The sequence below is a fragment of the Streptomyces sp. MZ04 genome, from assembly GCF_004684775.1.
Lineage (GTDB): Bacteria > Actinomycetota > Actinomycetes > Streptomycetales > Streptomycetaceae > Streptomyces.
The window spans coordinates 1-14,849 of the sequence record NZ_SRIC01000014.1 but is presented as its reverse complement, the minus strand read 5'-3'; the positions used below and the strand labels follow the sequence as shown (position 1 = coordinate 14,849).

The following is a 14,849-nucleotide window of genomic DNA, read 5'->3' as shown; positions in this document are numbered from 1 at the left end:
GGTGTTGAAGTGCCGCCGAGGCGGCGCGGGCCGCGAGGGTGCCCGCGCACGGGCGGGGGGACGCATCGACGATCCGATGAAGGAGTGGCGTTGCGTACTCCCCGCACCCTCACCCGAACCGCGGCCGCGGCCGCCCAACTCGCCCTCGTAGGCACCCTGTTCGCCCTGCCCGGCTCGGCCCAGGCCTCCGTGCCGCGCGCCGCCGCGGCGGATTCCTCCGGCCACGGCCTGAAGTCGTTCCAGGAGCGGCACGGGCTGCCCCGCACCGGTGTGGTCGACGGCGCGACCGCCAGAGCCCTGCACCGCGCATCCGATGCCGAACTGCTGCGGACCTTCCGGACCGCGGCCGACCTCGGCCCGGAGGAACTCGCCAACGCGCGCACCGTCATCGGTGTCGGGAAGGGGGCGGGGATTCCCGAACAGGGCCAGGTCATCGCGTTGATGACGGCCATGCAGGAGTCGAAGTTCGTCAACTACATCACGCCGGTCGACCACGACTCCCTGGGGATCTTCCAACAGCGCCCCAGCACCGGCTGGGGCACTCCCGAGCAGATCACCGACGTCCCCACCTCGTCCAAGTCCTTCTACGGAGTGGCGCCTTTCGGCAGCAATCCGGGACTGATCCAGATCGACGGCTGGCAGACGATGCCTCCCGGAGACGTCTGCCAGGCCGTACAGGTCTCGGCCTTCCCCGACCGGTACGCGCAGTGGGAGCAGTTCGCCCGAGACCTGCTCGCCCAGGAAGGCCCCTCGGTCCCGCCGATCCCGTGATCCGTGGGCGACCCCGTGATCCGTGAGCGATCCCGTGATCCGTGAGCGATCCCGTGATCCGTGAGCGACCCCGTGATCCGTGGGCGTCCGCCCCTCCACCCCTCACCCCAGGAGCCCGTATGCGCAAGAGACTTGTCGCCTCAGCGATAGCCGTGGCCGCGGTCGGAGCCCTCGTCAGCCCCGCCGCGGCGCAGGCGGAACCCGCACATCCGCACGCCGTGTCGGTCCTCGAGCACGGCTCCGGGGCCGGGACAGCGGTCCTCAGCGGTCACAACGAGCCGGGGACCCGCATGAGTGTCGGCGGCGTCGACACCGCGAGCGCCCACACCCTGCCGGTCGACTACCAGGTCCAGGAGACCGGCTACTGGTGCGGCCCCGCCGCCACCCGCATAGCGCTCTCCGCGCGCGTCGCCCCGCCGAGCCAGGGCGAACTGGCCGCCCAGCTCGGCACCACCGAGGCCGGCACCGACCACATCAGCCAGGTGACGGGTGTACTCAACGCCAACCTCGGCACCGGCTGGTACGAGACCAAGGAGATGCCGAACGACCCGCCCACGCAGGCCCAGAAGGACCTGCTGTGGAACGACATCGTCCTGGACATCGACAACAACTACCCCCTGGTGGCCAACATCGTCGCCCCGCCCGGCAACCAGCCGCCCGGCTACCCGTCGGACCAGACGATCTACCACTACTTCACGGTCATCGGCTACGACGACGCGAACCGCACCGTCCTCATCGCCGACCCCGCCTCCTTCGGCGGCAACCAGATCTACTGGCTCTCCTTCGATCAGCTCGCCAGCCTGATCCCGCCGAAGGGTTACGCTGCCTGACCGCCGGGCCGCCCGGTGCTTCCCCCGTCGGCACAGGGCGGCCCGGCACGCGCGGGGCGACAGCCAGCAGGTTTTACGCGGCTGTAGAAGTGTCGCTAGGGTGCGGGCAATGTTCTGCGACGGCGCAGTACCCGCATTCGGGGTGAGACGCGGATTCGCGGGCCCGGGTTGTGCGCGGGAGGCATCTTGAGTGACAGGCTGCGGCCGACGAGACGTCACGTGAGAACCGAGAGAGCCGCGAGAACTGAGAGAGCGGCGAGAACTGAGAGAGCGGCGAGGACCGCGAGAGCGGCGAGAACCGAGAGAGCGGCGAGGACCGTGTGAGCCGCCCGGCCAGGGCGTCCGCCGCCCGCTTCGAGCGCGTCGTGGAGGCACTGCCCGCGGGCTGCCGGGCCGTCACGATGGTGGATCTCGATGACCGGTCGGTGGGCCGCCTCGACTACCAGGTCTGTCATCCGTGCCGGCTCGGCTACATCGGCAACATCGCCGTCGCCACCCACTGGCAGGGCCAGGGCCTCGGCCGCCACGCCCTGCACACGGCCCTGGCCGGCTGCGCGGACTACTCCTGGTCCACGTCACGGCAGTCGTCCGAAGGGCGGCGCTTCTTCGCCGCCATAGAGGACGAGTTGGATACCGCCTTCCCGCCCAGCGGGGTGCGGTGCCCGCACATGGCGCCCTCAGTCCCCGGGCTCAGACGTTTCCCGCCGCGATGACCTCGTGTGTCAGTGCCAGGAGGTCCGGGACGGCCGGGTGTCCCGGACCCTCGCGCCAGGCGAGGAGGACGGGAACGGCCGGCGCGTCCGCGAGCGGGCGGTAGACCAGCGAAGGGTGCGCGTGGTTGCTCGGCGTGGCCGAGGTGGAGATGCCTACGGCGCGGCCCGCCGCGATGGCGATGATCCACTCGTCGGTGTTGGTCACCTCGATGGTCGCGGCGGGGCCGGCGTCCGGCGGCCAGAGGTCCGGTGTCGTGGTGCCGGACACGGTGTTGAGGGCGATCGGAAGGGCCGTGAGGTCCGCCAGGGTGACCCGGGGGAGCGCGGCAAGGGGGCTGTCCGCAGCCATGACCACCACCCGCTCCTCCGACAGAAGGAGTTCCGTACGGATCCCGGCCGCGGTGACCGAGCCGCGCAGCAGCGCCGCGTCGACCTTGCCCTGCGTGAGGCCCGCCGTGCGGTCGTCGATGCGGAGCAGCTCGAGCGGAGTGCCCGGGCGGGTCTCGTCCCAGCGGCGCAGCAGCGGAACGGTGTGGTCGCCGAGCGCCGCCCAGGTGTGCCCCAGGCGCAGCGGCCTGCTCTTCAGTCCCGTGGGATCGATGGCGGTCTCCACGGCGGCGAGTGCGGCGAGCGCCTTGTCGCGGAACGTACGGCCCTCGGGGGTCAGTTCGAGGTGGTGGGTGGAGCGGTCGACGAGGCGGGCGCCCAGGTGCTCCTCGAGCTGGCGCAGGGTGCGGGAGAGTGCCGGCTGGCCCACGTAGAGACGGGCGGCGGCGCGGGTGACGTTGCCTTCATCGGCGATGGCGATGAAGGCGCGCAGATGCCGCAGCTCGATGGTCATGCCTCGGGAGCATAACCGTGGTCGCATCGGCATTTCACGCGGGCGCGGCGGCTGCCTAGCGTCAAGGGCATGACATCTACGGTGCGGTCCTCCTCGGTGCGGTCCTCGGTTCGGTCCTCGGTTCGGTCCTCGGTTCGGTCCTCCTCGGCGCGGAGCGCCATCCGGGCATCCGGCCCCCCGCGTCGCGCCGCGGGGCGCGGCTCGGTCACCGGCGTCGGCCTCGTCCTCGCCGGGACGCTGTCCGTCCAGTTCGGGTCGGCTTTCGCCGCTCTCCTCTTCCCTCGGGCCGGTGCGCTTGGCACGGTCGCGCTGCGGGTGACGTTCGCCGCGTTGCTGCTCCTGGTCATCACCCGGCCCCGGCTGCGCGGCCACTCGCGCGCCGACTGGGCGGTGGTGAGCGGCTTCGGCCTGGCGCTCGGCGGCATGAACCTCCTCTTCTACCAGGCCATCGACCGCATCCCGCTGGGGGCGGCGGTCACCCTCGAAGTGCTGGGCCCACTGCTCCTCTCGGTCGTCGCCACGCGCCGCGCCGCCAGCCTGCTGTGGGCCGGGCTCGCGCTCGCCGGGGTCTACCTCCTCGGCCGCGGCGGCTTCGGCGAGCTCAATGCCGCGGGTGTGGCCTTCGCGCTGGCCGCCGGGGCGATGTGGGCGGCGTACATCCTGCTCAACGCCCGCGCGGGGGCCCGCTTCCCGCGGCTCGACGGTCTGGCGATCGCGATGGCCGTCGCCGCGCTGGTCAGCCTGCCGCTGGGCATCGGGTCCTCGGGCGGGGCGCTCCTCGAACCGGGGGTGCTCGCACTGGGCCTTGCGATCGCCGTGATGAGCTCGGGGGTGCCCTACACCCTGGAGCTGCTCGCCCTGCGCCGGCTGCCCGCGGCGACGTTCGCGGTCCTGACGAGCCTGGCGCCTGCGGTCGCGGCGCTGGCGGGCTATCTGGTCCTCGGTCAGGGTCTTTCGCTGCCGCAGTGCGTCGCGATCGCGATGGTGGTCGCGGCGAGCGCGGGCGCGGTGCGTGCGGGATCCTGAGCGGAGGGCTTCAGCGGAACCGGGGTGTGCCGGCCGCCCGGCGATTCCCGCCGGGCGGCCATCCGGCTTTGCATGACCATGCGCGATGATGCATACTCTTCCTATGTCTAAGGTCCTCACCTCCCTTCCCGCCGGCGAGCGCGTCGGCATCGCCTTCTCGGGCGGCCTCGACACCTCCGTCGCGGTCGCGTGGATGCGCGACAAGGGCGCCGTCCCGTGCACCTACACCGCCGACATCGGCCAGTACGACGAGCCCGACATCGCCTCGGTGCCCGGCCGCGCGAAGAGCTACGGTGCCGAGATCGCGCGCCTGGTCGACTGCCGTGCCGCGCTGGTCGAGGAGGGCCTTGCCGCGCTCACCTGCGGGGCGTTCCACATCCGCTCGGGCGGGCGTGCCTACTTCAACACCACGCCGCTGGGCCGCGCCGTCACCGGCACCCTCCTGGTCCGGGCGATGCTCGAGGACAACGTCCAGATCTGGGGCGACGGCTCCACCTTCAAGGGCAACGACATCGAGCGGTTCTACCGCTACGGCCTGCTCGCCAACCCGCACCTGCGGATCTACAAGCCCTGGCTGGACGCGGACTTCGTGACCGAGCTCGGCGGCCGCAAGGAAATGTCGGAGTGGCTCGTCGCGCACGACCTGCCCTACCGCGACAGCACGGAGAAGGCGTACTCCACCGACGCCAACATCTGGGGCGCCACCCACGAGGCGAAGATCCTGGAGCACCTCAACACCGGTGTCGAGACCGTCGAGCCGATCATGGGCGTGCGGTTCTGGGACCCGTCGGTCGAGATCGCCACCGAGGACGTGACGATCGGCTTCGACCAGGGCCGCCCGGTGTCGATCAACGGCAAGGAGTTCGCCTCCGCCGTCGACCTGGTGATGGAGGCCAACGCCATCGGCGGCCGCCACGGCATGGGCATGTCCGACCAGATCGAGAACCGGATCATCGAGGCCAAGAGCCGGGGCATCTACGAGGCGCCCGGCATGGCCCTGCTGCACGCCGCGTACGAGCGCCTGGTCAACGCGATCCACAACGAGGACACCCTCGCCCAGTACCACAACGAGGGCCGCCGCCTCGGCCGTCTCATGTACGAGGGTCGCTGGCTGGACCCGCAGGCGCTGATGGTGCGCGAGTCGATCCAGCGCTGGGTCGGCACGGCCGTCACCGGCGAGGTGACGCTGCGGCTGCGGCGCGGCGAGGACTACTCGATCCTCGACACCACGGGCCCGGCGTTCAGCTACCACCCGGACAAGCTGTCCATGGAGCGCACCGAGGACTCCGCGTTCGGCCCGGTGGACCGGATCGGCCAGCTCACCATGCGCAACCTCGATATCGCCGACTCGCGCGCCAAGCTGGAGCAGTACGCGGGCCTCGGCCTGATCGGCACCGGCAGCCCCGCCATCGGCGCCGCGCAGGCGGCCGCGACCGGCCTGATCGGCAGCATGCCGGAGGGCGGCGCCGAGGCCATCGCATCGCGCGGCGAGGTCTCCGAGGACGACGCGATGCTGGACCGCGCCGCGATGGAGTCCGGCACGGACTGACCGGCCCCGCCGAGAGGAACCACCAGAAGGGCCGACCCGGCGCCGGGTCGGCCCTTTCTCATCCCCGGGCCGCGCCGCTCGTAGTCCCCCCCGCACGGGGGAGGCCGCTCACCCGGCCAGGGGGCCCGCGGGCCCACCCCGACGGCTTGACTTGCCGTATGAGAGACGTTCACCGCACCCGCCTGCGCATGGCACTCCCCGTCCTCGGCCTGCTGACCGTCCCGCTGGCCGCCGGGCCGTTACCGGGAGCCGTGACCCCGGCAGCGGCAGCCGGCGTGGAGCAGGCGCCGGAGCGGGACATCCGCGCCCGCATCGAGTCCCTACCCGGCATGCGGGTCACCGCCGAGAAGCCCGCGGCGCCCGGTCGGCGCGACTTCGAGCCGGCCTACCGGCAGCCCGTGGACCACCGGCACCCCGAGCGCGGCACGTTCGAGCAGCGGCTGAGGCTGCTGCACAAGTCGACCCACCGGCCCACGGTCCTGTACACCTCCGGCTACGGCCTCGTCTCGAACCCCGACTTCCGCTCCGAGCCCACCCAACTCGTCGACGGCAACGAAATCGTCACCGAGCAGCGGTACTTCGACGAGTCCGGGCCGAACCCCGTCGACTGGTCGAAGCTGGACATCCGGCCTCGCGAACTTCACGGACGCCACGCTCAAGCCCCTGACGCGTACTTCTACCAACTGGGCACCCAGCTCGGCTATCCGCAGTACAGCACCCCCCACTTGACCGATCTGCTCCGCCACCCCGGCGTGCAGGACGTACGGACCTATGTGCCCCGCGACATCCCGCTGCGCTTCCAGCCGCACACGATGGCCGACATCGACCGATGGGTACGGCACGACGGGAGCCAACTCCTCTTCGTCTACGGCGAGAACGACGTGGCGACCGCAGAGCGCTTCCGGCTCGGGCGGGGCAGCCGCGACGCACACCTCTACGTAGCCCCGGACACCAACCACCGGGCCCGCATCGAGTCGCTTCCGACGAAGGACTCCGCCGCCGCCAAGGCCACACTGCGGCGCTGGGCCGGCCAGTGAGGAGTTCTTCCACGGCGACGCACGGGTATGGCGGGGCGTCGCGCGCTCGGCGAGGATGACCCCTTCCCAGGAAGGGCATCGCGATGGGATCACACGCGGCGGCGAGACGAGGAAGGCCGGTCGTCCTCGCGGCGATCGGCACCGTTCTTCTCGCCGCCCTGTTGTCCATCCCGAGTGCCGGGGGAGCACCACGTCGGCCGACGCCTGCGCCGCCACCTCCGGCACCGGCCTTCCCCGAGGTGACTGCGGGCCGTTCTGGCAGGTCCTCGCCGAGGACTTCAACGGCGACCGGGTGCCGCTGGGCGCGTTCCGCGACTGCGACCACCACGCCGACACCTCGGCCGCGTACTGCGATGGCCTCGAGGGTTCGTACCGCGACAACTGGTGGGCGTACCCGACCGGTTGGCGTGACACGGCGCACGACCGCGACCGTGACGTCGTCGGTGTCTACCACCCGGAGGACACCGTGAGCGTGGGCCCTGCGGAGAACGGCGACGGCCGTATGCGCAGCCTGGCTGCACTACGGCTGCGGCTGCGAGATGGACCACCCCGAAGGCAATTGGACCGGATCCCTCACCGCCTTCCACCATCCCTGCGGCGGCGGCGAACAGGGCCCGTTCCGTCGGGAACGGGCCCTGCCCCTCAGGCGAGGTCAGAAGACGAGGTCAGACACGGTCGGCCGCGATGAGCAGGTACTGGAAGGACCCGTCCCTGTAGGAGTTGATGAAGGCGTCCTCAATTCCCGTGACCAGCGAGGACGTTGCCCGCAGTTCCCAGTACGGCAGGGTGTCGGGGGTGAGGTCGACGACGGCCTGCGGGACGAGACGGTTGTCGGCCATGGCGCGCAGGTACTCGCGGCGCGAGTGGATGTTGCACTCGAAGTGCGCGTTGATCTGCGAGACCCACTTCGACGGCTGGCCGTACCGCGGGTTCCAGCAGCCGGTGATGGTCACATAGCGACCGCCGACCTGGAGGACGCGGGAGTGTTCGGCGAAGAGGTCGTGCAGGTCGACGTACATGCTCGACTCGTTGTTCCACGAGGCCGCGGCCTGCCCGGTCTCGAAGGGTGTGGCGAGCATGTTGCACACGCGGGCGCGGACATGGTCCTGGAGGCGGAGCTCACGCGCACGCTTGTTGGCGAAGTCGGCCTGCTTGGCCGACAGCGTGACCCCTTCGACCTTGCAGCCGAAGCGCTGGTGCGCCATCACCATCGAGCCGCCGCGGCCGCAGCCGGCGTCCATCAGGGTGTCGCCGGGCCCGATGTCACCGAGGTGCCCCAGGAGGAACTCGGCCTGCGCCGACTCCAGTCGGTGGAGCTCGGCGATCAGCTTCTTCTCGCTCTCGCTGTCCTCGGCGTCGCCGAGCGCGGCATGGTCGACGTCACCGATGCCGTAGTGGTGGTGGTACAGACCGTCGACATCGCCGAGACGCAGGTTCACGGGCCTGGCCTCCCCGTCCCAGTAGCGGGCGATGTCCCCCTGGTAGGGCGTCGTGGGGCCGGGAATGCGCAGGGAGGTGCCGGTGGTGGGGGCGGGCGCGGTGAGTTCGGTGCTGGTCACAGATGAATCCATTCTCTTACCGGAACTTCTCTTACCAGAAGTCGGGCAGGCTGTAGCGGTACGTGTTGGTCTGGTGCCAGTAGTGGTTGCCGTCGACCCAGGAGGCGACGCCCCGCAGGAAGCGCTGCACGGTGGGGACGGGGCAGGCGGCGGCCAGGGCCGCGGCTTCGGTCTCGAAGTCGTGCATGAGGTCGTTGTGGACCTCGACCGACTTCAGATAGGCGTCCCGCTCGGAGAGTCCCTCGCGTTCGGCGATCACGACCGGCAGGTTCAAGTGCACGCCCGGAGCGTCGAGTTCCTTGGTGTACGAGTACAGGTCGTTCACGATGGTCGTCGCGTTCCCCGCGAGGGCGATGACCTTCTGCATGGCCGGCTGGGCGTGCAGGTCCGCCGGCAGTTCGTAGCCGCCGACGGTGTCGGTGATGGTCGGGCAGGGGCGGAAGTTGTTGAACTGGCGCATCGCCAGGTACTCCCACACCTCGGGTACGTGTTCCAGCTGGGCCCAGGCGGCTTCGGCGAGGTAGCCCAGGTGCAGCCGTGCCATGTCGTGCCGGAACCGGTCGGCCTGCGCGGGGCTGCCCGTCTGGACGAAGTACTCCATGGCGGAGCTGTAGGCGCGCCGAGGCGCGTCCGCGTGGAGCGACTTCGCCCATTGCGGCTGGTACTCCCGCGTCGTGTACACGGGATCCAGGGCGGTGTGCGCAAGGAGCAGACGTTCGCCGAGGCCGACGGGCGAGCCCCCGTGGTCCTCGCAGTAGCAGTCGTCCACCGCGTTCTCGGCCACCATCAGGCGTGTGGCGATCATCAGGTGGTCGACGGTGGGCGCGTCCGGATGACAGGCGACCATGTAGCGGCCCACGGAGAAGCCGTCGAACTGGTCCTCCCAGTCATCGGGATACAGCGAAACCTCGTCCAGCGCCCAGGACTTGATCCTGCGGCTGACCTCCTCGACCCGCACCGGGTCGGGCTCGGGCACCGGGTGGAAGTAGAGCCCCGGGATCGGCGTGCCTTCCGCCGGAGCGGCCAGCGCCGTCGGCGGCTCCGAAGGCAGCGGCGGCTCCTCCCGCAGGATCAGCCGCAGGCCCGCCGTGCCCAGGCCGCTGGGGCCACGCAGGATCCGTGACAGGTCGGGGTTCGGTGCGGGAGCCGCAGCTGCCGGGGTGGGCAAGGACGATACGGAGGGCGGGCCTCCGGTGGCGGCCGTGATGTCGTGGGCGCGGGCCGCGGCGTCGGCGAGTACGTGCGCCCCGAAGTGGGAAGCGGCCTCCGGCAGGCTCGACCGCGGAGGTGTCGGCTCAGGCGCGGGCATCCATGGCTCCTCGGTGGGGTGGGCGAGCGGGTCCACTACCTGGGCCAGTGGGCGATCTGCACGTTCTCGAGCACACCGACCGCGTCCGGCACCAGGATGGCGGCGGAGTAGTAGGTGCTGACGAGGTAGGACGTGATGGCCTTCTCGTCGACGCCCATGAAGCGGACCGACAGGCCCGGTTCGTACTCGTCCGGCAGACCGGTCTGATGCAGCCCGATGACGCCCTGGTTCTCCTCGCCGGTACGCATGCAGAGGATCGAGCTGGTCTTCTCGTCGGTGATGGGGATCTTGTTGCAGGGCAGGATCGGGACCCCGCGCCAGGCCGGTACCTGCTGGCCGCCGAGGTCGACATGGTCCGGATAGAGCCCGCGCGCGTTGAACTCACGCCCGATCGCCGCGATCGTCTTGGGGTGCGCGAGGAAGAACTTCGACCCGCGACGGCGGCAGAGCAGCTCGTCCAGGTCGTCCGGCGTCGGCGGTCCGGAGTGCGTCTGGATGCGCTGCTTGAAGGCGGCGTTGTGGAGGAGCCCGAACTCCCGGTTGTTGATGAGCTCGTGCTCCTGGCGCTCGCGCAACGCCTCGACCGTGAGCCTGAGTTGCTCCTCGGTCTGGTTCATCGGGCCGTTGTAGAGGTCGGCGACCCTCGTGTGGATCCGCAGAATGGTCTGGGCGACCGAGAGTTCGTACTCGCGCGGTTTCAGTTCGTAGTCGGCGAACGCGCCGGGCAGTTCATGCTCGCCGGTGTGGCCGGCCGACATCGCGATCTCCGCCTCGCCGCGATGGTTCTGCCGACGTCGGGAAAGCGCTGTGAACTCTTCGAGGTGGTCCCGGAGTCCCGGCGCCGTGGCCAGGACGGCCGCGAAGTCGGCGCGAGACAGGGTGAGCAGGGTGCCCGAGGTCTCGGCCGTTGCCGTCTGGTCCCACAGGGCGTCCTCGTCAAGCAGGGCGTTCTCGCCGAACCGGTCGCCATCGGCGAGTACGTCCAGGGCGACCTCGTCGCCGTACCTGCCGACGGTGGTCTGGCTGACGCGGCCGTGGGCGATCAGATGCAGCTGATCCGCGGGAGTCCCGCGCTCGACCAGCGTCTCGCCGATCCGGAAGTCGCGCTGGACGCACCGGTCGGCGATGGCGGTGAGCACCTCCACGTCGTCGAAGCCGCGCAGCAGGGCCAGTTCACCGAGTTCGCGGGGGATCACCCGCACGTCGGAGCCGTCCTGGACGAACTCCACGCTGCCGTCGCCGACGGTGTAGGTCAGGCGACGGTTGACCCGGTAGGCCCCGCCCTTGGTCTCCACCCAGGGGAGCATCCGCAGCAGCCAGCGGGAGGTGATCTCCTGCATCTGCGGGGCGGACTTGGTGGTGGTGGCGAGGTTGCGGGCAGCAGCCGTGCCGAGGCTGGATTGCCGCGGCAGCTCCACTTGCGCTTCCGGGCTCGAGTCAACAGTCATCGGGCTAGCTCTCCTTGGTCAGGGCGGTGGCGTACGTATGCGGACGTCATCGGGCGATAGGAGCGAAAAGGGGGTATACGAACGGGAATCCGGCCAGATCCAGGGGAACACTAACGGCCGCCCGGCCGCTCGGGCCATGGAAAGTCGCCGATATTAACTCGATACGATGATCGAGCCCGCGCGATGTTTGCGCAGGTACCGGCGGGTTTCAGCCCCGATCGGCGGCGGGTTTTGACGAACCGCCGGTTGCTTGCGCGATGCGCGACCGACGAGTGGCGAGCCGCTGAAGTGCCGTACATCCAGGCCGTCGTGGGCGATCGGGGCGATTGGGGCGCCCGCACGCCGCCGCCACCGTCCCCCGTGCGCCGCGGCCGATAAGGCGTCAAGGCGTCGGAAACGCGACAGACCCCCTCTGGACAGGACCACGACCGGGACCAAACTGCGGTAGGCACTGCTGCGGCTCCCTAAGGACAGGACCAGCCATGGCCAACAACCAGAACAGCTCGTCCCCCGGCACTCGTTGGGGGCGGGCCGTCGTCGTCGGTGGCGGGTACGCCGGGCTCGTGACCGCGCGGGTCCTGGCCGATCACTTCACCGAGGTGCTCGTCCTGGAGCGCGACCCGGTGCGGCCGGACACGGGCGTGCACCCCCATGTCCCGCAGGGCTTCCACGCGCACGCACTGCTCGCCCGGGGCGGCGACGTACTGGAGGACCTCTTCCCGGGGCTGCGGGCCGAGCTCGCGGAACTGGGCGCGCCCGTCCTCGACTACGGCGAGCGGATCAGCTTCCTGCTGCCGACCGGCTATGCGCCCACCGACCCGGTCGGCGTACCCATCCAGAGCTTTACCCGCGACGAGCTCGAACGGCGCCTACGGCAAAGGGTGTTGGCCCTCCCGTCGGTGCGACTGCTCCCGGCGACCCGCTGCGAGACGGTGACGGGCGTCGCCCCCGGCCGCCTGGACCGGGTCCGATACCGCACCGACGGCGCCGACGAGTCCACGGAAGTCACCGCGGACCTCGTCGTTGACGCCTCGGGCCGCTCCACGTCCCTCGACCGGTGGCTCACCGACGCGCGGCTCCCGGTGTCCGCCAAGACCGTCATCAAAGCGAAGTTCACCTACACCTCCGCGCTCTACGAACGCCCCGCGCACGACCCGCAGGACTTCGACATCGCGTACCAGATGGCCTTCGCACCCGGCGTTCCGCGCGGCGGAGTGGTCCTGGCCGTGGAGCACCATCGCTGGATGTGCTCCCTGCTCGGCGTCGACCAGCACGTGCCGCCCACCGACGACGAGGGCTACCTCGACTTTGCCCACAGCCTCGGCAACCCCCGCCTCGCCGAACAGATCAAGCGCGGCACCCGGCAAGGAGAGATCCACCGCTACACCAACCCCGGCAACGAGTGGCGCCTGCACCACAAGAACACCCGCTGGCCCGAGCGTCTGATCGCGGTCGGCGACGCGCTCTGCGTCTTCAACCCGGTGTACGGACAAGGCCTCACGGTCGCCGCGCTCGAAGCGGAGCTGCTCGGCCGCCTGCTGCGCCGCCGCCGGGCCGAGGCGTCCGGACTCGACGGCCTCAGCCGCGCCTACCAGCGCGCCGCGGCCCGTGTCATCCAGGTCCCCTGGACCATGGCCACCAGCTCGGACCTCATGTGGGCACCCGCCGGACAACCGCCGGCCGCACGCTTCGCGCACTGGTACAACCGGCATGTCTTCGCGCTCGCCGTGCACGACCCGGGCGTGTGGGCACGGTTCGTACGCGTGCTGAACATGACGGCCCCACCCTCGCTCCTGTTCCGTCCGGCCATGCTCGCCAAGGTGGTACGCCGGGTCATCACGCGCCCCGCGAGCACCAGGGTGCCGATGGGTGGCTCGGATGAACCACCTGGAGCGGGCGCTTGACTCTCCATCCGCTGGAGGGATGAGAGTTGACCTCGTGAGCGACGACACCCAGATGCTGACCATCGGCGAACTGGCCCGGCGCACCGGGCTTTCCGTGCGCACCATCCGGTGCGGAGATCCGCACCCTGCAGGTACGGCGCGCGGTGCTGGATCGGGTCGCTCGGCATGGCAGTACGACGAAGGAGATGAGACTCATGCACGAGCTGGCCCGGATGTCCGCCGACGAGCGGCAGCGGATCATCGACGACTTTGTCAGCGAGACCTTCCACGGTGTCGAACCCGACGCGCCCGGCGCCCACATCGCCCAAGCGATGCGCACCGTACCGAAACACCTGCCCACCGACCCGACCGCCGAGCAGGTCGACGCCTGGGTGGAGCGGTACTGGCAGCTGCTCGCCGTGCTCAATGGGCGTCCGCCGGTCCTCTCGCACATACCGGCGTTCGAATGGCTGATCGCCGCACTGCGAGCGGAGGACGAGCGAGTGAGGATCAGCGAGTAGGGAAGGCCTGTTCGGTCCAGATGGTCTTGCCGGAGGGGGTGTAGCGCGTTCCCCACCTCTGGACGAGCTGCGCGACGATGAACAGGCCGCGCCCGCCCTCGTCCTCATCGCCGCTGTGGCGCAGGTGCGGTGAGGTGTGGCCCCTGTCCGCGACCTCGCACAGGAGGGTGCGGTCACGGATGAGGCGTACTTGGATCGGTCCCTCGGCGTACCTGACCGCGTTCGTCACCAGCTCGCTGACGACGAGCTCGGTCGCGAACGACAGCTCCTCGAGGCCCCAGTCGTGCAGCTGCTGGGTGGCCAGGTCCCGGGCGCGGCCCGCGGCGACCGGTTCCGCGGACAGCTCCCATTCGATGACCTGCGACGTGTCGAGTTCGCGGGTGCGGACGAGCAGCAGGGCGGTGTCGTCGGCCGTCGAGCCGTCCGGCAGGAGTTCCGCCACGGCCCGGTCGCACAGTTCCTCGAGTGACGCGTGCCGGTCGCTGAGTACCAGGCCCAGGGTGTCGAGTCCGTGATCGATGTCGCGGTCGCGGGCCTCGACCAGGCCGTCGGTGAAGAGTGCGAGCAGGCTGCCCACCGGCAGCTCGATCTCCATCGACTCGAACGGCAGGCCGCCGAGGCCCAGCGGCGGTCCTGCCGGCAGTTCCGGGAAGGACACCCGGCCGTCCGGGTCGACGACCGCCGGCGGCAGATGCCCGGCCCTGGCCATGACACAGCGCCGCGACACCGGGTCGTAGACCGCGTAGAGGCAGGTCGCCCCGGTGGTCACATCGGCGTACGTACCGTCGGGTGTCCCCAGCTCGGCCCGCTGCTCCTCCGCCGACTGCGCCACCAGATCGTCGAGCCGTGAAAGCAGCTCGACGGGATCCAAGTCCATCTGGGCGAACGCGCGTACGGTCGTACGCAGCCGTCCCATGGTGGCGGCGGCCTGCAGACCGTGGCCGACCACGTCTCCGACGACGAGTCCGACCCGGGTGCCGGACAGCGGGATGACGTCGAACCAGTCGCCGCCGACCCCTGTCACGTCGTCCGTGGGCAGATAGCGGTAGGCCAGGTCGACCGCCGACTGCTCCGGCACGTGCTGCGGCAGCAACTGGCGCTGGAGGGCCAGGGATGCGGTGCGCTCACGGGTGAAGCGGCGGGCGTTGTCGATGGACACGGCCGTACGGGCGACCAACTCGTCGGCCAGTGCCACTTCGCCGCTGTCGAAGGTGGCCGAGCCGCCGCCGCGCAGGAACGTGACGAGTCCCAGCGTGCTGTTCCCGGCCCGCAGCGGCACGACCAGGGTCGTCTCGTCGAGCACGAGCCCGCCCGAGGAGCTGGCTCTTATACACATCTCCGAGCCCACGAGACGCTCATGAA

The 14,849-nt window shown here is 70.4% G+C and carries 13 protein-coding genes; 8 read left to right on the top strand and 5 right to left on the bottom strand.

Annotation, left to right across the window (positions count from 1 at the left end; genetic code table 11):
- Window positions 1–90: 90 nt before the first annotated feature.
- From E2651_RS05445 to E2651_RS05430, 3 genes are all read left to right on the top strand, one after another.
- Window positions 91–771, top strand: a complete 681-nt coding sequence (locus E2651_RS05445) for a peptidoglycan-binding domain-containing protein (RefSeq protein ID WP_135329835.1) — start codon at window positions 91–93, stop codon at window positions 769–771.
- Between the two features lie 119 nt (window positions 772–890).
- Window positions 891–1,601, top strand: coding sequence for a C39 family peptidase (locus E2651_RS05440; protein WP_135329834.1), 711 nt, complete (start codon window positions 891–893; stop codon window positions 1,599–1,601).
- A 320-nt stretch (window positions 1,602–1,921) separates the two neighbouring features.
- On the top strand, window positions 1,922–2,314 hold the full coding sequence (locus E2651_RS05430; RefSeq protein WP_135329833.1) for a GNAT family N-acetyltransferase: 393 nt from the start codon (window positions 1,922–1,924) through the stop codon (window positions 2,312–2,314).
- Here the strand turns inward: E2651_RS05430 and E2651_RS05425 are convergent.
- Window positions 2,292–3,155 (bottom strand): LysR family transcriptional regulator, encoded by an 864-nt coding sequence (locus E2651_RS05425; RefSeq protein ID WP_135329832.1) that lies wholly within the window; start codon window positions 3,153–3,155, stop codon window positions 2,292–2,294. The genes E2651_RS05430 and E2651_RS05425 overlap by 23 nt on opposite strands.
- A gap of 69 nt (window positions 3,156–3,224) precedes the next feature.
- Here E2651_RS05425 and E2651_RS05420 point away from each other — a divergent pair, with 69 nt between their 5' ends.
- From E2651_RS05420 to E2651_RS05410, 3 genes are all read left to right on the top strand, one after another.
- Complete coding sequence (locus E2651_RS05420; protein ID WP_135329831.1) at window positions 3,225–4,181, top strand: EamA family transporter; 957 nt, start codon at window positions 3,225–3,227, stop codon at window positions 4,179–4,181.
- Window positions 4,182–4,284: 103 nt separating this feature from the next.
- Window positions 4,285–5,730 (top strand): argininosuccinate synthase, encoded by a 1,446-nt coding sequence (gene argG, locus E2651_RS05415; protein WP_135329830.1) that lies wholly within the window; start codon window positions 4,285–4,287, stop codon window positions 5,728–5,730.
- 158 nt (window positions 5,731–5,888) lie between these two features.
- Complete coding sequence (locus tag E2651_RS05410; protein WP_135329829.1) at window positions 5,889–6,767, top strand: hypothetical protein; 879 nt, start codon at window positions 5,889–5,891, stop codon at window positions 6,765–6,767.
- Window positions 6,768–7,432: 665 nt separating this feature from the next.
- On the opposite strand, the gene E2651_RS05400 is transcribed toward E2651_RS05410, so the two are convergent.
- Genes E2651_RS05400 through E2651_RS05390 form a run of 3 tightly spaced genes read right to left on the bottom strand, consistent with a single transcriptional unit; the run spans window position 7,433 to window position 11,083 of the window.
- Window positions 7,433–8,326 carry a geranyl diphosphate 2-C-methyltransferase gene (locus tag E2651_RS05400; RefSeq protein WP_135329828.1) on the bottom strand — a complete coding sequence of 298 codons (894 nt, stop codon included), beginning with the start codon at window positions 8,324–8,326 and terminating at the stop codon, window positions 7,433–7,435.
- Between the two features lie 31 nt (window positions 8,327–8,357).
- Window positions 8,358–9,635 (bottom strand): family 2 encapsulin nanocompartment cargo protein terpene cyclase, encoded by a 1,278-nt coding sequence (locus tag E2651_RS05395; protein ID WP_135329827.1) that lies wholly within the window; start codon window positions 9,633–9,635, stop codon window positions 8,358–8,360.
- Between the two features lie 35 nt (window positions 9,636–9,670).
- Window positions 9,671–11,083, bottom strand: coding sequence for a family 2B encapsulin nanocompartment shell protein (locus E2651_RS05390; protein WP_135329826.1), 1,413 nt, complete (start codon window positions 11,081–11,083; stop codon window positions 9,671–9,673).
- Window positions 11,084–11,565: 482 nt separating this feature from the next.
- Between E2651_RS05390 and E2651_RS05385 the strand changes: the two genes are divergently transcribed.
- Window positions 11,566–12,987 (top strand): FAD-dependent monooxygenase, encoded by a 1,422-nt coding sequence (locus tag E2651_RS05385; protein ID WP_135329825.1) that lies wholly within the window; start codon window positions 11,566–11,568, stop codon window positions 12,985–12,987.
- Window positions 12,988–13,181: 194 nt separating this feature from the next.
- Window positions 13,182–13,487, top strand: a complete 306-nt coding sequence (locus E2651_RS05380; RefSeq protein WP_245238585.1) for a hypothetical protein — start codon at window positions 13,182–13,184, stop codon at window positions 13,485–13,487.
- Here the strand turns inward: E2651_RS05380 and E2651_RS05375 are convergent.
- Window positions 13,477–14,849 (bottom strand): SpoIIE family protein phosphatase (locus E2651_RS05375; RefSeq protein WP_167828701.1); only part of this gene is annotated, 1,373 nt, incomplete at its 5' end. The genes E2651_RS05380 and E2651_RS05375 overlap by 11 nt on opposite strands.

What these genes read in the sequence shown, in the direction of transcription:
- E2651_RS05380 (WP_245238585.1), top strand. Translation starts at nt 13,182, where the DNA reads ATGCACGAGCTGGCCCGGATGTCCGCCGACGAGCGGCAGCGGATCATC.
- E2651_RS05440 (WP_135329834.1), top strand. Translation starts at nt 891, where the DNA reads ATGCGCAAGAGACTTGTCGCCTCAGCGATAGCCGTGGCCGCGGTCGGA.
- E2651_RS05420 (WP_135329831.1), top strand. Translation starts at nt 3,225, where the DNA reads ATGACATCTACGGTGCGGTCCTCCTCGGTGCGGTCCTCGGTTCGGTCC.
- E2651_RS05425 (WP_135329832.1), bottom strand. Translation starts at nt 3,155, where the DNA reads ATGACCATCGAGCTGCGGCATCTGCGCGCCTTCATCGCCATCGCCGAT.
- argG (WP_135329830.1), top strand. Translation starts at nt 4,285, where the DNA reads ATGTCTAAGGTCCTCACCTCCCTTCCCGCCGGCGAGCGCGTCGGCATC.
- E2651_RS05395 (WP_135329827.1), bottom strand. Translation starts at nt 9,635, where the DNA reads ATGCCCGCGCCTGAGCCGACACCTCCGCGGTCGAGCCTGCCGGAGGCC.
- E2651_RS05390 (WP_135329826.1), bottom strand. Translation starts at nt 11,083, where the DNA reads ATGACTGTTGACTCGAGCCCGGAAGCGCAAGTGGAGCTGCCGCGGCAA.
- E2651_RS05410 (WP_135329829.1), top strand. Translation starts at nt 5,889, where the DNA reads ATGAGAGACGTTCACCGCACCCGCCTGCGCATGGCACTCCCCGTCCTC.
- E2651_RS05385 (WP_135329825.1), top strand. Translation starts at nt 11,566, where the DNA reads ATGGCCAACAACCAGAACAGCTCGTCCCCCGGCACTCGTTGGGGGCGG.